Below are 20,166 nucleotides of genomic sequence, written 5' to 3'. Positions count from 1 at the left end.
ACGATGCAACTCTTGAAAGTATTGGCACGGGTACTCGAGTACCCCACCGAGGAGCTACAGGCCTCCAAGGACGCCCTGGTCGCCGCCGTCCTGGAGGACGGCCGGCTGCCGCGGCAGAACAAGGAACAACTGCTGCGCGGCATCGACATGCTGTGCAGGGGTGACCTGATGGACCTGCAGGAGAACTATGTGGGCACGTTCGACAAGGGCAGGGCGACGTCCCTGCTGCTGTTCGAACACGTGCACGGTGAATCCAGGGATCGCGGCCAGGCCATGGTGGACCTGATGGAAGAATACCGCGCCAACGGTCTGGAGATCGACGCCCGGGAACTGCCGGACTACCTGCCGCTGTTCCTGGAATACCTCTCGACCCGTCCATGGGACGAGATCAAAAACTGGCTGGAGGACATTCACCACATCCTTGGCCTGCTGGGTGAGCGGTTGTATCAGCGCGAGAGCTTCTATCACGTGGTCATGGACTCGCTCCTGGAACTGTCAGGCCGCAAGGCCAACCGCCAGGAGCTGGCCCAGCTGGTGGCTTCGGAAGAGCGGGACGATACCCCGGAAGCGCTGGATAAAGTCTGGGAAGAGGAGATGGTGAAGTTTGTCGACGATCAGGGTAGCTCCTGCAGTACCGGCAGCGTGGTTGGACAACGACGCCGTGAACTGGAACAGACCCAGACCATTCACCTGAGTGATCAACTGATGACGGACGCCACACCCCGTCAGGCCGGTCGCGCCTGAGAGCGCAGGAGGAAAGAACCATGTCCTATCTCAATACACTGTTGTTCGGAATCTATCCGTACATCGCGCTGATTGTCCTGATTCTGGGCACCTGGGCGCGGTACGACCAGGGGCAGTTTACCTGGCGGGCCCAGTCCAGCCAGATGCTGCGCAAGAAAAACATGGTAATCGCCAGTGTGCTGTTCCATGTGGGCATCCTGGTGATCCTGTTCGGTCACCTGGTGGGGCTGCTGACGCCTCACTGGGCCTATGAATGGCTGATCACTGCCGGCCAGAAACAGGTGATGGCCATCGTTGTCGGTGGCATTGCCGGCGTGATGACCCTGATCGGTGGCGGCATGCTGGCGTATCGCCGCCTGACCGACCCGAGGGTTAAGGCGAGCAGCACCTTTGCCGACAACATGATCATCGTGGTGCTGGTCATCCAGGTAGCACTGGGTCTGCTGACCATCCCGCCGACACTCGGCCACCTCGACGGCGGCAACATGCTGCGCCTGGCCAGCTGGGCCCAGGGCATCTTCACCTTCCAGGGCGATGCGGCGGACAACCTCCTGGGCATGGGCTGGATCTACAAGATCCACATCCTGCTCGGGCTGACCATCTTTGTGCTGTTCCCGTTCACCCGGTTGGTGCACATGCTGAGTGTGCCGCTGGAGTACTTCGGTCGCCGTTACCAGGTCGTGCGCAAGCGCGCCTGAGTTTGGGAAAACGGGGTCAGATGAACGTTTCATCTGACCCCATGATCAGCCCCCCAACGTTACCAAGGTGAATACCATGCAACTGATCCCAACCGGCGAAGCCGACAAGCCCAGAAACCAGTTTCCACCGGTTTACGTGGGAGAAACATTGATATCGGAAGACGACATCGCCCGGGAGATGCAGCATCACCCGGCGGAAGAGCTGGCCGAAGCCTGGCACGCGGCGGCAAAAAGCCTCGCGATCCGGGAACTGCTGCTGCAACAGGCGAGCCGCCTGAACCTCGACAGCCTCGAGGATGAGGAAGACCGCATTGCCAGGGTGCTGGAACTCGAACTCGCCGTTCCGGAACTCAGCGAAGACGCCTGCGAACGCTTCTATGCTGCGAATCCGTCACGCTTTCGCAGCCCGACGCTGATGGCCGTCAGCCACATCCTGCTGGCAGCCGCGCCGGACGACGTACAGGAGCGGATCCGACAGGAAGAAGTCGGCCAGCAACTCCTGTCTGCCCTGATCGACGGCCGTTCCCGGTTCGCTGACCTGGCCAAACAGTACTCCGCCTGCGAGTCGCGGCACCAGAACGGCAGCCTGGGCCAGATCAGCAAGGGACAAACCGTGGATGAGTTTGAACGACCGGTGTTGGCGCTGAACGAGGGCCTGCATCCGGCACTGATCGAAAGTCGCTACGGCTGGCACATTGTCCGCGTCGACCAGCGCATCGACGGCGAGACACTGCCCTACGAACACGTCAAACCCCAGATCCGCCAGTACCTGAGCGAGAGCGTTACCCGTCGGGCCTTCCGCCAGTACCTTCAGGTGCTCGCGGCGGAAACCGGTGTTGAAGGCGTGGACCTGGAGATTCCGGATTCGCCGCTGATGCAGTAGCGTTCCTACACCTGAATCGGGAGGGTGGTGCCCGCTTCTTTCCAAAACTGTGCGGAGCCATGGATGGCGGAGCCCAAGCGTCACATGGATGTGCTTGAGCGTGTTTTGGAAAGAAGTGGGTGCCAGCCTGTGCACCGCAGCGCCGATGCCCCGTAAAGGTTGCAATACCACCCATTGATCCAGATCACCTACCCAGCAATAACCCCCAAACTACCCCCATCGGGGGAGCGCTTTCGCGACCGTTCCCATCTACTATTTAAATCAAGATTTTTGATGAATGTATATGCGGGAGGGAAACTCCATGGTAGCGATGCAAACCGCTGAAACCCGATACAGCAAGCCGGTACTGGTGGCCATCAACAAACCCCTGGCAGAGGAAGACGGCCTGGATGCGTTGCGCAGCCATCCGCTATTCCGACACCTCCGGTCCCGGGACCTGGAAAACCTCATCCACCAGTCCCGTCGACTGCGGCTCGGCCACCATCAGCTGCTGTACCGCCAGGACATGCCGGCGCATCATTTCTTCTTCGTGATTTCCGGTCGCCTGCGGCTTTATCGCCTGGATTCCTCGGGCATCGACCGCACCCTGGACAGTATTGCCCCCGGCGACTGCTTTGCCGAGGTCATGATCTACGCCGATCCCGCCCGCTACGCCTGCTATGCCGAAGCGCTCAAATCCAGCGAGGTCCTGATGATTCCGGTCAAGGCTTACCGTGACCTTCTGGACAAGCACCCCGAGTACGCCCAGGCGGCCCTCAGCCACTATGCCATGCGCGCCGTGTCCCGCTTCCACGACCTGGAAATCATGACGGTCCAGAGCGCCCGGGATCGACTGATTCGCTACCTGATCGACCTGCTACCAAACGGCACCGAGCAGGGTGGGGAAGTCGAATTACCACTGCCCAAATGCCTGGTGGCGTCCCGGTTGGCGATGCAGCCGGAAACCTTCTCCCGGATTCTGGCGGATCTCAAATCCAACGGCCTGGTGCGGGTCAACCGGAGCAAGCTTTTCATTTCCGATCCCCAGCGGCTGATCGCGATCAGCCAGTAATTACCCGGTGGTTATCTCCAGGTTTATTTGGAGGAGGTTGTATGACACCCCGAAAACAGCGCCCGCTGATCTACTCCTGTTCCGGCTGTTCCGATGTCGCGCAGCTGGCCAATGATGCCGCTGTGCGTCTGGATCATGCCGGGGTATTCGAGATGTCCTGTATTTCCGGTGTCGGTGGGAAAGTCCCGGCACTGGTCAAGACCGCCCGCTCGGGTCGCCCGATAACCGTTATCGATGGCTGCCCCCTGCATTGCGCCCGTGCCTGCCTCGAGAACATTGGCGTTGTCCCTGATGAGCACGTCCGGCTCTATGAGTCGGGGTTCAAGAAGCACTACGGACAAAGCTATGACGACGATGCCGTCTCCGTCGTGTGCGACGACGTCATTGAGCGCTGGAACCAGTATCTGATCGTTGCCTGCCGGGCCTGAGCCTGGCGCCCCTCTTCAAGGAATTACCCCATGATTACCAGTTACAACGACCTTATCCAGGCCTCCCGTCAGCAGGAAGAGCCCCAGCGCCTGCTGTTCGTTTTCTGCCGTGCCGAGTTGCCAGACGAAGCGTCGGCGGAGGAAAAGGCCGCCTTCGAGCGCGGCGAAGGCGGCGCGCTGACGCCGGTCATCTGCGTGGACAAGGCGCCGGAGGAAGCCCCGGATTTCCGGAGCCTCGTGGAGGAATCGCGGGAAACCGGTCAGGCCTGGGACATGGTATTTGTGGCCGCCATGTCCGGGCGTGGGGGTGTGCCGCCGTCGAGTGACGACGTCCAGCAGCCACTGACCATGATGGTTGAAAGCATCCGGCTCGGCCACGTCGGCAACTACCTGCCACTCAATTCCGAAGGCGCCGCCATCGACCTCGGCTGATACCTCATAACCTACCCCGCATGCCCGCGGGGACTATGTAATAAGAGGTATTTGATGTTCATCAAATATCGACGAAGCTTGATCCTGTTGTTGATGTCGGGGGTTCTGTGAACACACGTTTTCTTACCGTTTTGGCCATCCTTCTGGTCTTTGTCAGCGCCGTTGCCCGGGCGATGCCCGTGGACCAGTACGAGCCGGTCGCCGCGCGCCAGGTGATCCAGAAGGCTCTGCCCTCCGTGACCCGCATTGAGCCCCGGGAAGACAACCGCGCGATCCAGGAACTCTACGCCGGAGACAAACTCCTGGGCTACGCCTACCAGAGCCTGGACTTTCTCCAGACACCGGCCTATTCCGGCAAACCCCTCAACATCGTGGTGGTGCTTGATACCGAAGGGCGCATCGTCCAGTCCCACGTAATTGAGCACCACGAACCCATTCTTCTGGTGGGTATTCCCGAGAGCAAGCTGCACGACTTTACCGACCAGTACACCGGGCTGAAGGCCGACCAGCGGGTGACTGTGGGCGGAACCTCCACCGAGCACAAGGTCGCCGTGGACGGCCTGTCCGGGGCCACGGTCACCGTGATGGTGGTGAACGAGATCACCATGAAATCCGCCCACCGGGTGGCCGCGGAGCTGGGGCTTGTGCCTGCCGTGGGTAAAAACAACCGCCCGCCAATGGCGCAGGTCCAGACAGACGCCTTCCAGGAAAAGAGCTGGAAGGACCTGACCGGTGAAGGATCGGTCCGGCGGCTCAAGCTGACCCGGGGGCAGGTCGACGATGCCTTCCGGGGTACTCCCGCTGAAGGCGTGGATGCGGCGCCGGCAGACCAGCGTAGCGATCCGTTGATCGATCTCTACACCGCGTATCTGAACGTACCGACCATTGGCCGGAATCTGCTGGGCGAGAGCCAGTACCAGTGGCTGATGTCGGAACTGAAGGACGGTGAGCATGCCATCGCCGTGATGGCCAATGGCGAATACTCCTTCAAGGGGTCCGGGTATGTGCGGGGCGGCATTTTCGACCGCATTCAGATCCGCCAGTTCGGAGACACCTTCAACTTCCGGGACCTGGACTACTATCGCCTCAGCGATGTCTACGCTGCGGGCATGCCGGAGTTCAACGAGCTCGCCATTTTCATCGTGCGCCAGCAGTACAACTTTGACCCCGGCACGGAGTGGACCCTTGAGCTGACCGTCAAACGTCAGACCGGCCCGCTCGACAGTGAATTTCAGGTGTTTCCGCTGACCTACCAGCTGCCGGATCAGTACTACACTCGTCCGGAGCCCGTTTTGTCTGCCGAGGATCAGCTGGCGGACCAGCCCATGTGGGTTCAGGTCTGGTACCAGCGACAGTTCCAGATTGTGGTGCTGGCGGCGGGCATCGGTGTGCTTCTGTTCATCCTGTTCTTCCAGGACTGGCTGGTGAAGAAGCCGAAGATGATGCGCTGGATCCGCCACGCGTTCCTGGTCTACACCCTGGTATTCATCGGCTGGTACGCGCTGGGCCAGCTCTCCATCGTGAACGTGCTGACGTTCGTGGGCAGCCTGATCCACGGCTTCAGCTGGGATACCTTCCTGATCGACCCGATGCTCTTCGTGCTCTGGTCGGTGGTGGCAGCCATCGTCATTCTCTGGGGGCGGGCTGTGTACTGCGGCTGGCTGTGTCCGTTCGGGGCATTGCAGGAGCTGCTGAATGAAATTGCCCGGAAGCTCAAGGTACCCCAGTACACCGTGCCGTTTGCCTGGCATGAGCGGCTCTGGGCCATGAAGTACATCGTGTTGCTGGTGTTGTTCGGTGTGTCCCTCGACTCCATGGCAACCGCCGAACGACTGGCCGAAATTGAACCGTTCAAAACCTCCATCACCCTGCATTTCGTCCGCGACTGGCCTTTTGTGGTCTACGCGGTGGCTCTTCTGGTGGTGAATCTGTTCACCCGGAAGGTCTATTGCCGTTACCTCTGCCCGCTGGGCGCCGGTCTGGCGCTGCCATCCCGACTGCGGGTATTCGACTGGCTGAAGCGGCGCAAGGAGTGCGGCAACCCATGCCGGCTCTGTGATCACGAGTGTGAAGTCCAGGCCATTCATCCGGATGGGCACATCAACCACATGGAATGCCATTACTGCCTGGACTGCCAGATGACCTATTTCGACGACCACAAATGTCCGCCGCTGATCGTCAAGCGTCGCGGCAAACGGCGCGGTCATAACGCGCCGGGCCACCCCGAGGAGATCCCGGTGGTCCAGGTGAGCTGAGTTGTAAAACAGAAAAAAACAGAGAAGTAAAAAACGCCATAACCCTAACGGAGTTGGATGCTATGAAGAAAAAAGATGAACTGACCAAGGCTGTGCCGGAAATGCCTGAAGGGGGCCTGAGTCGCCGCCGGTTCATGGGCGCTGCCGCTATGGCCGGTGTTGCCGGCGCTGCCGGGCTGGGAACTGCCGTGATGTCGCGGGAAGCGTTTGCCGCTGCATCGGAGGAGGCCCGCAACAAATTCGTGATTCATCCGGGTGAGCTGGACGAGTACTACGGATTCTGGAGTGGTGGTCACTCCGGTGAAGTCCGGGTACTGGGTGTTCCCTCAATGCGCGAGCTGATGCGCATCCCGGTCTTCAACGTGGATTCGGCCACCGGCTGGGGCCTGACCAACGAGAGCAAGGACATTCTGGGTCGCGATAACACCTATCTGAACGGTGACTGTCACCACCCCCACATTTCCATGACCGACGGTCGTTACGATGGCAAATACCTGTTCATCAATGACAAGGCCAACAGCCGGGTGGCCCGGATCCGGCTCGACATCATGAAGACCGACAAGATCACCCACGTGCCCAACGTACAGGCGATCCACGGTCTCCGGCTGCAGAAAGTGCCCCATACCAAGTACGTGTTCTGCAACGCTGAATTCACCATCCCGCATCCCAACGATGGCAGCGATTTCAGCATGGAGCAGAGCTACACCATGTTCAACGCCATTGATGCGGAAACCATGGAAGTGGCCTGGCAGGTCATCGTCGACGGCAACCTCGACAACACCGATGCGGACTACACCGGCAAGTATGTGGCCTCAACCTGCTACAACTCGGAGAAGGCGCTGGATCTGGCCGGCACCATGCGCAACGACCGTGACTGGGCAGTAGTGTTCAACGTGCCGCGCATCGAGCAGGCGGTCAAGAACGGCAACTTCAAGACCCTCGGCGACTCGAAAGTGCCCGTGGTCGATGGCCGTCACGGCTCCGAACTGACCCGTTATATTCCGGTGCCGAAGAACCCGCACGGTCTGAACACCTCTCCGGACGGCAAGTACTTCATCGCCAACGGCAAGCTGTCGCCCACCTGTACCGTGATCGCCATCGACAAGCTGGACGACCTGTTTGCCGGCAAGCTGAATGAGGAGCGTGATGTGGTGGTCGCGGAACCCGAACTGGGACTCGGGCCCCTGCACACCACCTACGACGGTCGTGGCAACGCCTACACCACGCTGTTCATCGACAGCCAGGTGTGCAAGTGGAACGTGGCCGATGCCATCCGCCACTACAACGGAGAGAAGGTGAACTACATCCGCCAGAAGCTGGATGTTCATTACCAGCCTGGCCACAACCATGCGTCGCTGACCGAATCCCGGGATGCCGACGGCAAGTGGCTGGTGGTGCTGTCCAAGTTCTCCAAGGACCGCTTCCTGCCGGTCGGCCCGCTGCATCCGGAAAACGATCAGCTGATCGACATTTCCGGGGAAGAAATGAAGCTGGTGCACGATGGCCCGACGTTCGCAGAGCCGCATGACTGCATCCTGGTGCGTCGCGACCAGATCAAGACCCGGAAAATCTGGGATCGGGAGGACGCGTTCTTCGCGGGAGCCCGTGAGCAGGCGAAGAAGGATGGTGTCACCCTGGAGATGGACAACAAGATCATCCGGGATGGCAACAAGGTGCGGGTCTATATGACGTCGGTCGCTCCGGCCTATGGCACCACGGAGTTCAAGGTGAAGCAGGGCGACGAGGTGACGGTCTATATCACCAACCTGGATATGGTTGAGGATGTCACCCACGGCTTCTGCATGGTGAACCATGGTGTGAGCATGGAGATCAGTCCGCAGCAGACGTCATCCGTGACCTTTGTGGCGGATCAGCCGGGTGTTCACTGGTACTACTGCAACTGGTTCTGTCACGCGCTGCATATGGAGATGCGTGGCCGGATGCTGGTAGAGCCGGCCTGATTGGTGCTGCGGGCCTGGTCTCCTGCTGATGGGAGGTCAGGCCCGCATACCTGGTGCGCAATCCATCAGGAGGCCGCTTTCCAAAACCTGCTCAAGCACGTCCCTGTGGCGCTTGAGCTCCGCCATCCATGGCTCCGCACAGTTTTGGAAAGCGGCCTCCTGATGAATTGCCCGTGTTTGGGGCAGGCCGCAGACAGTTGCACATTATTGAGATAGATGGATGTATCAGTTCCTGCGTTTTGGGTTGATTTTGACGGTCCTGCTTTTCCCGCTGGCCGCCAGGGCGGATCTGCAGCAGCGCCTGGATGCGCTCGCGCCGGGGACCGCGTTTGAGCTGCCCCCAGAACAGCTTGCGCCTCTGGTCGTCCGGGTGCCGGGCGTTCGGATTGCCTGTGTCCCGGACACGGTCATTGACGCTGGCGGAAAGGGGAGCGCGGTGGAGATTCTCGCGCCGGAGGTGACATTTTCCGGCTGTTCCATCCGCCACTGGGGGCGTGACCTGAATGAGCTGGATTCCGGTATTTTTGTGGCGCGCGAGGCGAAGGGGGCGGTGATCGAACAGAATCGCCTGCAGGGCTCAGCGTTCGGGATCTGGCTGGATGGCACACCGGATGTGACCGTGCGGGGCAATCGCATTCGGGGAAACGTCGGTCTGCGCTCCCAGGATCGGGGCAACGGTATTCATCTTCATAACACGACCGGGGCGCTGATCGTCGGAAACGACATCCGGCAGACCCGCGATGCTATCTACATCGAGACCTCCAACCACAATACGATCCGTGGCAACCGGATGGCGGATCTACGCTATGGCGTCCACTACATGTATTCCATGGATAACCGGCTGGAAGATAACGTGACCCATGGCACCCGGACCGGTTATGCCCTGATGCAGAGCAAGTGTCTGACGGTGCTGAACAACCGCTCCGAGAACGACGAGAACTACGGCATTCTTATGAACTTCATTACCCAGTCCGAGTTCCGGGGCAATGTGGTGACCGGAGTGTCCCAGGGGCAGACCTCCGGGGTGGCCATTGATGGTGCCGAAGGCAAGGCGGTGTTCATCTACAACTCTCTGTACAACACGTTTGAGGGCAACCTGTTTGCCGACAGCAATATTGGCATCCACCTGACGGCCGGGTCGGAAGACAACCGGCTGTTCGGGAATGCGTTCGTCAATAACCGGCGCCAGGTGAAGTATGTGGCCACGCGGGAGCAGGAGTGGTCGCTGGATGGGCGCGGCAACTATTGGAGCGATTACCTCGGTTGGGACCGGAACCAGGACGGCGTGGGGGATGTGCCCTACGAACCCAATGATAACGTGGACCGACTGCTCTGGACCTATCCGGAGGCGCGGGTACTCATGTTCAGTCCCGCCGTGGACACCCTGCGGTGGGTGCAGAAAGCCTTTCCGGTGGTGAGATCCGCCGGTGTGACCGATTCCCACCCCTTGATGCGCATTCCTTCAGCATTGAAACCGGAGACGCCATGAGCTGTTTTCACCTTGAAAATGTGAGTTACCGATATGAGAAACGGCCGGTGTTGCAGGGTATCGATCTGCGTCTGGAACCGGGCGAAATCCTTGGTCTCTTCGGCCATAACGGTGCCGGAAAGACCACCACGATCAAGCTGATTCTCGGGTTGATGCAGCCGGATGGGGGCGCCCTGTCGGTTCTTGGCGGGCAGGCGGGAGATCCGCAGATCACCCGTCACCTCGGTTATCTGCCGGAGAACGTGATGTTCTATCCGCAGCTGACCGGCCGGGAAATCCTCAGCCATTTCGCACGCCTGAAGGGGGCGTCCGTCAGGCAGGTGCCCGCGCTGCTCGAGCGGGTGGGCCTCGGTGATGCCATGGAAGCCCGCACCAAAACCTATTCCAAAGGCATGCGGCAGCGTCTGGGGCTGGCTCAGGCGTTGCTGGGGCAGCCAAAGCTTTTGATGCTCGATGAACCGACGGTGGGGCTGGACCCGGTGGCCACCGCCGATCTCTATCGCCTGTTGCGGGATTTGCGGGATATGGGTACGGGGATTGTGCTGTGCTCCCACGTTCTGCCGGGCGTTGAGCCCTACATCGACCGTGCTGCGATTCTTACCGATGGTGCCTTGCAGGCGGTGGGCGATCTGGCGGCCTTGCGGCGTCAGGCCAACATGCCGGTGACGCTGTTTCTGGATCCGGTGCGCTCAACGGCCGCGCTGGAGGCGGTTATTGATCAAGGCGCCCGTGGCCAGGGATTGCTGACCAGAGCCGACAACGGTCGGCTGCGGGTGGAGATCAAGGCGGGGGATAAAATGGCGATGCTGGAGGCCGTGCTGGGCTCCGGCGAAGTGGCCGATATCAGCATTCACCAGCCGAGTCTGGAGGATATTTACGTGCACTTTATCGGAACGGGCGGGCTGGCGCACCGGGGAGGTTCCCAATGAACAGTGTCTGGACCATTGCCCGCAAGGAGCTCAACGACAGCCTGCGTAACCGGTGGTTGGTGGCCATCGCACTGGTGTTTGCCACCCTGGCCCTGGGCATTGCCTGGTTCGGTGCTGCGGCGTCCGGCCAGGTCGGTTATGCCTCGACACCGGCAACGATTGCCAGTCTGGCCAGCCTCGGCATTTTCCTGATTCCGTTGATTGCCCTGTTACTGGCCTATGACGCCATCGTCGGTGAGGACGAGGGCGGAACGTTGCTGCTGCTGATGACCTACCCCATCAGTCGGAGCCAACTGCTGCTTGGCAAGTTCCTCGGCCATGGACTGACCCTGGCCCTGGCCACACTGATCGGATTTGGTGTGGCCGGTTTGGCGATCGCCGCGTTGGTGGAGGATGTCGAGATTGGCAACCTGGCCATCGCCATGCTTCGTTTCATCGGTTCCACGGTTCTGCTCGGTTGGGGCTTTATCGCACTGGCTTACCTGGTCAGTGTCAGAGTGGGAGAGAAGCCGGTGGCGGCTGGTCTGGCTCTGGCGATCTGGTTTTTCTTTGTGCTGATTTTTGACCTCCTGCTGCTGGGCAGTCTCGTGGCCAGCGAGGGCAAGCTGAACGCAGACCTGCTGCCCTGGCTGCTGATGCTCAATCCCACCGACATATACCGCCTGCTCAATATCGTGGCATTCGGCAACGGGCCCCAGCTCACCGGTGTTCTCAGCCTTGGGGCAGATCTGCCGATTGGCATGGCCGGACTGTGGGCGGCGTTGGTGTTATGGGTGGCGCTGCCCCTGGCGGGCGCCCTGGTGCTGTTCCGGAATCGTCGTATCTGATGGAGAGTGTTATGACTTTGAACATACCCAGGTTTCACTGGCTTCTGATTGTCCTGAGCGCGTTCACGATCAGTGGGTGTTCCGGTGGCGAGGACACTGTCGCTGAAAAGCCTGCGCCGGTGCACATCGAGTCCGGCGACGAATGCCACGTGTGCGGCATGATCATCAGTGGTTTCCCCGGTCCCAAGGGTGAGGCGATTACCGGGGACCGTCAGCGGGTCAGGAAATTCTGTTCCACCCGGGAACTGTTCGCCTGGAAACTCCAGCCGGAAAACATTCATCAGACAGACACCCTGTACGTCCACGACATGGCACAGACCGATTGGCAAAACCCGGACGACACAGCGCTGGTGGATGCCCGTGACGCCTTCTACGTGGCCGGCTCGGACCGCAAAGGTGCAATGGGGCCGACGCTGGCATCCTTCGCCCTGGAATCCGATGCCCGGGACTTCGCGAAAACCCACGGCGGTGAGGTTCTGAAATATGCCCAGATCACCCTGGAGCATGTAAGCGGCGGCATGGCGATGGGCAATATGGCCGGCGCGGCTTCAATGGAGGATATGGCCCGCTCATCGGAGTGAGCGGGCCGCCGGGCCTGTCAGTTCACGGGCGCACTTTCCGCCACAGGGCCCGTCCGACAACCCGAACCTTATCCCGGGCCGCCATCCGGCCCAGGTTGGTTTTTACCACTCCGCGGGTGAAACGGGTGGGTTTGCTGTAATCAATCCGAACGTTCACCAGGACGGGGTTTCCGGCAGCGGCTCTTTCCAGCGCAATGTTCACCGTCTCCACAATGGCTTCATTGCCGTCGAGAGCCAGGTATTCCACCCCGAATGCCCCGGCAAACGCCTGATAGTCGATTGAGCCCAGTACCGAGCAGGTTTTCTGGTTGTAGGGAATCTGCTGGGCCTGTGAAATCTGGGACAGTTCACCGTCGTTGAAAACAAAGAGGACGACGCCGGTATTTTCACGAACCGCAGTGACCAGTTCCATGCCGGTCATCAGAAGGGCTCCGTCTCCCACGATGCCGATAACCTGACGCTTCGGGTTCGCCAGTTTGGCGCCGATGGTTCCGGGCACACAGTACCCCATGGCGTTGAAATCGCTGGGCGACAGGTAGCATCGTGGTCCCAGGATCGGCATCAGTTCAGCGGTCAGAAACGTGTGGTTGCCGTCATCCGCTACCACAATGGCATCGTCATCGAGAATCTGGCGCAACTGGCTGAAAAAACGTTCCGGATTGACCCGCTCCTGACTGTCGTGATCGCGCCACTCCTGACGATAAGCCGCCTTGTCCCTGGCGATCTGTTCGCGAATACCGGTGTTGGCCGCCTCGGCCCGGAGGGCTTTTACGGCCCGTAACAGGGCGGGCAGTATCGATTTTGCATCACCCTCCAGTGTGTGGCTGGCCGGATAGTTGGCGTTGAACACCGCCGGATTGATGTCGGTATGGATGAGGGATTGGGGCGGGTTGATGCCATAACTGCCCGTGGGTATCTCGGAGAAACGGGTGCCGATGGCCAGAAGGCAATCCACCTTGGCAAACGCATTGGTGGCTGCTGGTACGGCGTAATCGCCCATTCCCATCCCTGTATGCAGGGGATGATTCCCGGGGAATGCGCTCAGCCCCTGGAGCGTGACGGCCACCGGCGCATCCAGATGCTCCGCCAGTTCCACCAGCGATGCCTGGGCATCCACCGCACCCCAACCGGCAAAAATGCCGGGTTGACCTGCCGCCAACAGGGTCCGTGCTGCATCGTCTATCAACGCCTGATCGGGTAGTGGTGGTGCCTCCGGCGGTTGCCACTTGGGCAAGTCCTCCACATATCCCAGAAAATTACTGATGTTGTAGGGCACCTCGACAAAGACGGGCCCCGGCTCTCCGGTAATGGCGGTTGTGTAGGCCCGGTAGAGCGTGGGGATGATGTCCCGGTGTCGGGTTATCCGCCATGTTCCCTTGGTAATCGGCTTGAGCAGGGTATGCTGGTCCATCTCGTGGAGTTGGTATTTGTGTCCGCTTTCGGAATGAATGCCTCCCGAAATGATCAGCATGGGAATCCCGTCGATACCGGCCTCGCCGATGCCGCTGGCAGCATGGGTGACTCCTGCTGCCGGCACAATCAGAAGGGTGCCGACGTCTTTGCTGGTGCGGCTGACGGCGTCAGCCATGAAGGCACCGCCACATTCGTGAGCGACGAGGGTAGGGGTAATGCTATCCGAGCGGTTCAGTTCGTCGTAAATTTCGGTGGTGTGTACGCCGGGAATCCCGAACGTTCGACGAACGCCCAGTTGTTCGAGGGCAAAACGGACCAGGGCCGCGCCGGTTCTTTTCATGAGGGTGCCTTTTTCATTGTTATTGCGGTGATCTTATACCGCAGTCGGCACATTTTCTAACGGGGTGGTCCGGGTCGGAAAAGGACGAGCGGTCGTCAGCCGCCGGTCATGTTCATGAATCGAAGGATCTGCACATCGCCATCGCTGGAAAAGTGGTGACGTTCGGGCTTTAGGTCCATGGCGTTGATGATGGTTTGCCGGAGCTTTTCATCATTGACGGGGTTGCCCCTGAGGACCCGGCGCAGGTCCACCGAGTGCTCGTTCCCAAGGCACAGCAGTAACCGGCCTTCGACGGTGACCCGCACCCGGTTGCAGGTCGAGCAGAAGTTATGGGAGTGGGGTGAGATGAACCCGACACGTATCGGGCTGTCCGGCATGCGGTAATAGCGTGCCGGTCCACCGGAATCCTCGGTAGCCGGTACAAGGTCGTGGCGTTTGCGGATGATGTCCCGTACTTCGTCACTGGTGCACAGGGCCAGTCCACGGTCGTGTTCGGAGATCTCGCCCAGCGGCATTTCTTCGATAAAGCTGATGTCCACCTGCTTGCGACGGGCAAACTCGATCAGCTCCGGGATTTCCTCATCATTGCGTCCCTTCATCACAACCGTGTTCAGTTTGATGCCCCGGAAACCCGCTTCGCGGGCGGCATCAATGCCGTCGAGCACGTGGCTCAGTCGGCCGGTCCGGGTGATGGTCCGGAACTTGTCCTCGTCCAGGGAATCCAGACTGATGTTCAGGCGGTGGAGTCCGGCCTTGCGCAAGGGTTCGGCCATGTGGGACAGCTGGCTGCCGTTGGTGGTCATGGCAAAATCGCGAAGCCCGTAGGTGCCGATTTCACGGACCAGTTCCAGGATATCCTTGCGGACCATGGGCTCGCCGCCGGTGAGGCGAATCTTTTCGGTGCCAAGATCGACAAAATTGCGCGCGACCCGGGCAATTTCCTCCAGCGTCAGAACCTGCTGCCGTGGCAGGAAGGTCATGTCTTCGGCCATGCAATACACACAGCGGAAGTCACAGCGGTCCGTGACGGAAAGACGAACATAATTGACGGTGCGACCAAAACGGTCGGTCAGCTTGCTCTTCGGCATGGATCGGATCCCGGGACTCCGTGGATTGATAATGAGTATAGTCGCAGTATTGCAGATTGGATCAATGAATCCGATACCTCCCGAGGGGTAATCCCGACACCGGAAGGTGTCGGGATAGTCCGCTTTACGCCTCGGAGACCGCCTCGGCCGGCGTTGCGCCGACGGGAACCCGGTTCGGGAAGAACAGGGCCGAGACAACCTGCCAGCCGACGGCCAGCGCGCCTACAATGAAGACCACGTCTCCGAAGGTGCGGACCCAGCGCAGCGTTTGCAACAGGTCGCCCTGAAGGAAGGCTTCGCTCCGGGCGTACCAGAGACCTTCGCCCGCGCTGGCAACGAACTGGATGATGCCGATGGGCAGCAGGCTGGTGAACAGCATCAGTACCAGGCCCCCGTTCAGCCACCAGAAACCGGTTTTCATCAGCCGCTCGTTGAACACCAGGTTCGGACGCAGATACCGCAGTATCAACAGTGTGAAACCGAGGGCGAGGAAGCCGTAGACTCCGAACAGTGCCGCGTGGGCGTGGGTCGGCGTGGTGTTCAGCCCCTGGATGTAGTAAAGCGCAATCGGCGGATTGATCATGAACCCGAAGACGCCGGCACCCAGCATGTTCCAGAAGGCCACCGCCACGAAGAACATCAGCGGCCAGCGGACCTTTTCCATCCAGGGCGCGCTGGATTTCAGGCGCCAGTTCTCCCAGGCTTCGTAGCCCAGCACAACCAGCGGTACCACTTCCAGGGCGCTGAAGGTGGCGCCGACGGCCATCACCGGTGTGGTTGTGCCGGCAAAGTAGAGATGGTGGAAGGTGCCGGGAACGCCTCCGAGCATGAACAGGCTGGCGGAGGCCAGGCTCGAGCTGGTGGCAATGGTTCTTGAGACCAGGCCCATGCTGCAGAAGATGAAGGCCAGCGCGGTGGTGGCAAACACCTCAAAGAAGCCCTCGACCCAGAGATGGACAATCCACCAGCGCCAGTATTCCATGATGGAAATTGGTGTCCGCTCCCCGTAGAAGAACCCGGCGCCATAGAACAGTCCGATGGCCACCACGGAGGCGGTCAGTAGCGCCAGCAGGTTCTTGTCGCCCGGCTGTTTCAGGGCGGGAACGATGCCCCTGAGCATGAGTACCAGCCAGAAGGCGATGCCGGTGAATTTGCCGATTTGCCAGAGACGCCCCAGGTCCACGAACTCATAGCCCTGGTGTCCGAGCCAGAAGTTCAGCTCCGGTGGCATGATCTGGGCGATGGCCAGGAAATTGCCGATGAACGAACCGACGACCACCAACACCAGGGCCCAGAAGAGGATGTCGACGCCGAGTTTCTGGAATTTCGGATCCTTGCCGCCGTTGATGATGGGGGCGAGGAACAGGCCGGCCGCCAGGAATCCGGTGGCAATCCAGAACAGCGCTGCCTGGATATGCCAGGTCCGGACGAGTGAGTAGGGGAACCATTTCGACAGATCAAAGCCATAGAAGCTCTGCCCCTCGACGGTGTAGTGCGCGGTTACCCCACCCATCATCACCTGGAAGGCGAGCAGGGCCACCACCAGGAACAGGTATTTGCCCAGCGCTTTCTGGGACGCTGTCAGTTTGACCAGGGACAGGGGATCGGACGCCGGGGCTGACGGTTCTGCTTCGTCATGCTTGCGCAGGAACGACCAGGCCCAGACCAGTCCGCCGACGCCAGCAATGAGCAGCACGATGCTGACAATGGACCAGACAATGTTCTCCGCGGTGGGTTGATTGTCGATCAGCGGCTCATGGGGCCAGTTGTTGGTGTAGGTCGCTTCGCTGCCCGGGCGGTCGGTGGACGCTGCCCATGCCGTCCAGAAAAAGAACTCGGTCAGACGCTCCCGGCGTTTCACATTCGGCAGAGTGTCTTCCTTCATGGCGTAGTGTTCGCGAGTGGACCGCAGCTCCGGGGCATCGCTGAACAGGCGGCTGTAATAGTCGGCGGTTTCCCTGATCGCTTGAATGCGCCGATCCGACAGGGTCAATGTCCCGGTTTCCGGATCATAGGTGTTGGTCCGGTAGGCGGTTTTCAGTCGGTATTGCAGGTCGTTCTGTTCCGGGCCGCTGAGGTTGCTGTATCGCGTGCCATAGGTTTCCATGGCAGCGATGTTCAACCACGCAAGCAGTTCCCGGTGCAGCCAGTCGGCCGTCCAGTCCGGCGCCTGATAGGCTCCGTGCCCCCAGATGGAACCCAGCTGCATGCCACCCACGGACTGCCAGGCGGTCTGTCCGTCGAGGATGCTGTCCTCGGTCATGAGTGTCTGGCCGTCGGCATTCACTACCCGATCGGGTATCGGTGGTGCGGCGCGGTAGACCTCCGTGCCGAAGTAGCCCAACAGGGCAAAGGTGACAGCCAGTGTGGCGATCAGAATCAGCCACAGTCTTCGGTAATTAGCCATGAGATGCTCCTCCCAAACCCCCGTCTACCCGGGTGAACAGAACGTTGTTTTCCAGTTGGATGTGCGCCAGAAGATCGTCCCTGAAGGTTCCGATGCCCTCGTAGAGCGCCTGCCATGTCTTGCAGGCGCCTTCGGGGATCGAAAGGTGGCCGGTGGTCGCCAGGATATTCTCAAGGGCCTGGCCGTGGTCGTCATGTTCGTGCCGCATGACGGAGACCGGCCCGGTGGCCATGCCCTGGATTCCCCTCGCGATCATGGGGAACAGGATCTGCTCTTCCTTTGCCATGTGGGACTCCAGTTCGGTCTGCATGTCCTTCAATTGTCCGGTGAGACCCGAGGGGCAGAGGGGATGACCACCGTGTACCCGCTCCACCCGTTCTGAAAGGCGGATCAGTTCCGGGAGCTGTTCACGGTGAACGTCATGAAAGCGGTTGAGGATATGCTCGATCAGACTCTCTGTCGGCAAATCCTCGGTCGCGGCCAGGGACGATGAATGCAATGCCATATTCATAGTGTTCTCCTCCTTTAAAAGATTTACATAGAATACATCTTTAAATTTTAAAAAGTAAAGGTGGTAAATCTTTTGGGGTAGGGGTTTGTATTTAGAGCCCCTGACTGGAGTGGCTATTGCAATTAAGGAACCCTGCGCCTAGCATAAGAAATATACAAAATATATCTTTAAGAGGTGTGTTATGGAGCGTTTTCTCGCGTTGGCTAATTCCTCCCTGATTCTTTGTGTTGCCGGGCTCTGCGCAACGATTCTGATCGCCTATCCGTTGGCTGAGGCCTTTTCGATGGCCGTGCAAATTCTGGCTCACATCGGGACCTTGCTGTTTGCCGTTGGCGTCAAGGTATCGTATGTCGCCCGGCTTGCCTTCCTGAGTCGGCTCGGCAGACCTCTGCATTGATTCCGGGTATAATAGATGCAGCAAATGGCGCCGGTCGGTACGTTGAAAATTGCGCTTTATCGGAAAACCGGATGTTGGTTTTCAGCGTAAAAGAGAGTTGGCCGGCGTAGGGAACAGAGTCTGAAAGCTCCTTCCTGGCTGCAAGAATGACCATCGAATACCGGAGTACAGAATGCATATCACCCGTTATACGGATTACTCACTTCGCGTACTGATCTATCTGGCGGTACAGGGTGATGAGCTTGCGACCATCCAGGAAATTGCCGACAGCTACGACATTTCCAAGAATCATCTTATGAAAGTCGTGCATCAGCTGAACAAGAAAGGGTACATCGAGACCATTCGGGGCAAGAAAGGCGGCATGCGCCTGCATATGGCGCCCGAAGAGATCAATATTGGTATTCTGGTCCGTGAAACGGAGCAGGATCTGAGCATCGTTGAATGCTTCTCCTCGAAGAACGCCTGTCGGATAACCCCTGTGTGTGGCCTGAAATCGATGCTCGGAGAAGCATTGACCGCTTTTCTTGCGGTGCTCGACAAATACAATCTGGCCGATGTTATCCAGGATAAACACCGGCCACAGCTATTGCGCCTGCTTCAGATCGCCTGAGGCGCGTTGGCTCGCTCCAGCCGAAGCCGCATCCGGTCCGGCAGGGAGTACTGACCGATTCGCTTGAGTACCGTGCCGTACTGTTTGAAGAAGGAACCGGTGTTGTAGTGGATTCCATGCTTCCTGCAGACGGCCTGGACCCGCTCTGAAATTTCCGGATACCGGTGTGCCGGCAGGTCCGGGAATACATGGTGCTCGATCTGGTAGCTCAGGTGCCCGCTCAGGATGTGCAGCCAGCGCCCGCCGGTAAAGTTGGACGAACCGGAGAGCTGGCGGAGGTACCAGTGGCCCTTGCTTTCCCCCTCACACTCTTCCTCGGTAAAGGTTTCCGCATCCTGGGTGAAGTGCCCGCAGAAAATCACGGTGGATGACCACAGGTTGCGAATCAGGTTGGCGCTGATGTTGCCCGCCAGGACAATGGGGGCCACAGGCAGCGTCAACAGCGGGAAGAAGACATAGTCCTTGAACGCCTGGCGGCCACCTTTCCGTGCGAACTCTTTCAGGAACGGCAGTTTGTCGCGCCAGCGGATTTCACGCCGATGCAGTTTTTCGGTTTCCAGTTCGTGCAGGCCGACGCCCCACTGGAACAGCACCGTCAGCAACACATAATTGATGAACTGCAAAGCGTGCCAGGGCTTCCATTTTTCGTCATCGCTGAGGCGAAGTACGGCGTAGCCGTAGTCCCGGTCCTTGCCAATAATGTTGGTGTAGGTGTGGTGCTCATAGTTATGCGTACGGCGCCACGAATCGCCACTGCAGACAGTGTCCCATTCGTAGGTCTGGGAGTGCAGGTTCGGATCGTTCATCCAGTCGTACTGGCCATGCATCACGTTATGGCCGATTTCCATGTTCTCCAGGATTTTCGCCACGCCCAGCGAGGCAGTGGCCGCCACAAAGACCGGCGGAATGAAGCCAAAGGGCATCAGGACCCGGCCGCCGATCTCCAGTGTCCGGTGCAGTCGGACCATGCGACGGATGTATTGCGCGTCGCGCTCGCCGAGGTCTGCCAGCACGTCATCGCGGATGGCATCGAGATCCTGTTCCAGTTCCTGCAGTTGGGTTTCGTTCAGTTTTTTCATGATTAGCTCCTTGCAGCGTCGTTAAACGAAAAGGCTGCGATTA

The 20,166-nt window shown here is 59.5% G+C and carries 19 protein-coding genes; 14 read left to right on the top strand and 5 right to left on the bottom strand.

Annotated features, from left to right (window positions below):
- The first annotated feature begins 3 nt into the window (after nucleotides 1–3).
- The 12 genes from narJ (at nucleotide 4) to MSNKSG1_RS10895 (ending at nucleotide 12,278) form a co-directional block, all read left to right on the top strand.
- Nucleotides 4–744, top strand: a complete 741-nt coding sequence (narJ, locus tag MSNKSG1_RS10950) for a nitrate reductase molybdenum cofactor assembly chaperone (protein WP_008939335.1) — start codon at nucleotides 4–6, stop codon at nucleotides 742–744.
- A gap of 20 nt (nucleotides 745–764) precedes the next feature.
- The gene (narI, locus tag MSNKSG1_RS10945; protein ID WP_008939334.1) at nucleotides 765–1,442 is read left to right on the top strand and encodes a respiratory nitrate reductase subunit gamma; all 678 of its coding nucleotides are present in this window, start codon (nucleotides 765–767) and stop codon (nucleotides 1,440–1,442) included.
- 76 nt (nucleotides 1,443–1,518) lie between these two features.
- The gene (locus MSNKSG1_RS10940) at nucleotides 1,519–2,325 is read left to right on the top strand and encodes a peptidylprolyl isomerase (protein ID WP_008939333.1); all 807 of its coding nucleotides are present in this window, start codon (nucleotides 1,519–1,521) and stop codon (nucleotides 2,323–2,325) included.
- 301 nt (nucleotides 2,326–2,626) lie between these two features.
- A complete protein-coding gene (locus tag MSNKSG1_RS10935; protein WP_008939332.1) occupies nucleotides 2,627–3,376 on the top strand; it encodes a Crp/Fnr family transcriptional regulator in 750 nt (249 codons plus the stop codon).
- A gap of 41 nt (nucleotides 3,377–3,417) precedes the next feature.
- A complete protein-coding gene (locus MSNKSG1_RS10930) occupies nucleotides 3,418–3,804 on the top strand; it encodes a putative zinc-binding protein (RefSeq protein ID WP_008939331.1) in 387 nt (128 codons plus the stop codon).
- Between the two features lie 30 nt (nucleotides 3,805–3,834).
- Entirely contained in the window at nucleotides 3,835–4,236 is a 402-nt protein-coding gene (locus MSNKSG1_RS10925) for a hypothetical protein (RefSeq protein WP_008939330.1), read from the top strand.
- Nucleotides 4,237–4,343: 107 nt separating this feature from the next.
- Nucleotides 4,344–6,491: a transcriptional regulator NosR gene (gene nosR, locus MSNKSG1_RS10920; RefSeq protein ID WP_008939329.1), complete on the top strand. Its 2,148-nt coding sequence runs from the start codon at nucleotides 4,344–4,346 to the stop codon at nucleotides 6,489–6,491.
- A gap of 101 nt (nucleotides 6,492–6,592) precedes the next feature.
- Nucleotides 6,593–8,452, top strand: a complete 1,860-nt coding sequence (gene nosZ, locus MSNKSG1_RS10915) for a TAT-dependent nitrous-oxide reductase (protein WP_264622970.1) — start codon at nucleotides 6,593–6,595, stop codon at nucleotides 8,450–8,452.
- Between the two features lie 220 nt (nucleotides 8,453–8,672).
- The gene (locus MSNKSG1_RS10910) at nucleotides 8,673–9,941 is read left to right on the top strand and encodes a nitrous oxide reductase family maturation protein NosD (protein ID WP_008939327.1); all 1,269 of its coding nucleotides are present in this window, start codon (nucleotides 8,673–8,675) and stop codon (nucleotides 9,939–9,941) included.
- On the top strand, nucleotides 9,938–10,870 hold the full coding sequence (locus MSNKSG1_RS10905; RefSeq protein WP_008939326.1) for an ABC transporter ATP-binding protein: 933 nt from the start codon (nucleotides 9,938–9,940) through the stop codon (nucleotides 10,868–10,870). The genes MSNKSG1_RS10910 and MSNKSG1_RS10905 overlap by 4 nt, the downstream gene beginning before the upstream one ends.
- A complete protein-coding gene (locus MSNKSG1_RS10900) occupies nucleotides 10,867–11,697 on the top strand; it encodes an ABC transporter permease (protein WP_008939325.1) in 831 nt (276 codons plus the stop codon). Before MSNKSG1_RS10905 ends, MSNKSG1_RS10900 begins: the two co-directional genes overlap by 4 nt.
- An 11-nt stretch (nucleotides 11,698–11,708) precedes the next feature.
- Nucleotides 11,709–12,278 (top strand): nitrous oxide reductase accessory protein NosL, encoded by a 570-nt coding sequence (locus tag MSNKSG1_RS10895; protein WP_152638750.1) that lies wholly within the window; start codon nucleotides 11,709–11,711, stop codon nucleotides 12,276–12,278.
- Between the two features lie 22 nt (nucleotides 12,279–12,300).
- Here the strand turns inward: MSNKSG1_RS10895 and MSNKSG1_RS10890 are convergent, their stop codons facing one another.
- From MSNKSG1_RS10890 to MSNKSG1_RS10875, 4 genes are all read right to left on the bottom strand, one after another.
- Nucleotides 12,301–14,031: a thiamine pyrophosphate-binding protein gene (locus MSNKSG1_RS10890; RefSeq protein ID WP_008939323.1), complete on the bottom strand. Its 1,731-nt coding sequence runs from the start codon at nucleotides 14,029–14,031 to the stop codon at nucleotides 12,301–12,303.
- Nucleotides 14,032–14,126: 95 nt separating this feature from the next.
- Nucleotides 14,127–15,119 carry a GTP 3',8-cyclase MoaA gene (moaA, locus tag MSNKSG1_RS10885; RefSeq protein ID WP_008939322.1) on the bottom strand — a complete coding sequence of 331 codons (993 nt, stop codon included), beginning with the start codon at nucleotides 15,117–15,119 and terminating at the stop codon, nucleotides 14,127–14,129.
- A 124-nt stretch (nucleotides 15,120–15,243) separates the two neighbouring features.
- Nucleotides 15,244–17,526, bottom strand: coding sequence for a nitric-oxide reductase large subunit (locus MSNKSG1_RS10880; protein WP_008939321.1), 2,283 nt, complete (start codon nucleotides 17,524–17,526; stop codon nucleotides 15,244–15,246).
- Entirely contained in the window at nucleotides 17,519–18,037 is a 519-nt protein-coding gene (locus MSNKSG1_RS10875; protein WP_008939320.1) for a hemerythrin domain-containing protein, read from the bottom strand. The genes MSNKSG1_RS10880 and MSNKSG1_RS10875 overlap by 8 nt, the downstream gene beginning before the upstream one ends.
- 181 nt (nucleotides 18,038–18,218) lie before the next feature.
- On the opposite strand from MSNKSG1_RS10875, the gene MSNKSG1_RS10870 reads away from it, so the two are divergent.
- Both MSNKSG1_RS10870 and MSNKSG1_RS10865 read left to right on the top strand, forming a co-directional pair.
- On the top strand, nucleotides 18,219–18,434 hold the full coding sequence (locus tag MSNKSG1_RS10870; RefSeq protein WP_008939319.1) for a hypothetical protein: 216 nt from the start codon (nucleotides 18,219–18,221) through the stop codon (nucleotides 18,432–18,434).
- A 172-nt stretch (nucleotides 18,435–18,606) separates the two neighbouring features.
- Nucleotides 18,607–19,044 carry an Rrf2 family transcriptional regulator gene (locus tag MSNKSG1_RS10865; protein WP_008939318.1) on the top strand — a complete coding sequence of 146 codons (438 nt, stop codon included), beginning with the start codon at nucleotides 18,607–18,609 and terminating at the stop codon, nucleotides 19,042–19,044.
- On the opposite strand, the gene MSNKSG1_RS10860 is transcribed toward MSNKSG1_RS10865, so the two are convergent.
- Nucleotides 19,032–20,123, bottom strand: coding sequence for a fatty acid desaturase family protein (locus MSNKSG1_RS10860; RefSeq protein WP_008939317.1), 1,092 nt, complete (start codon nucleotides 20,121–20,123; stop codon nucleotides 19,032–19,034). The genes MSNKSG1_RS10865 and MSNKSG1_RS10860 overlap by 13 nt on opposite strands.
- Nucleotides 20,124–20,166: the final 43 nt, after the last annotated feature.

The organism is Marinobacter santoriniensis NKSG1, from assembly GCF_000347775.1.
GTDB lineage: Bacteria > Pseudomonadota > Gammaproteobacteria > Pseudomonadales > Oleiphilaceae > Marinobacter > Marinobacter santoriniensis.
This window is presented reverse-complemented; position numbering and strand designations above follow the sequence as displayed.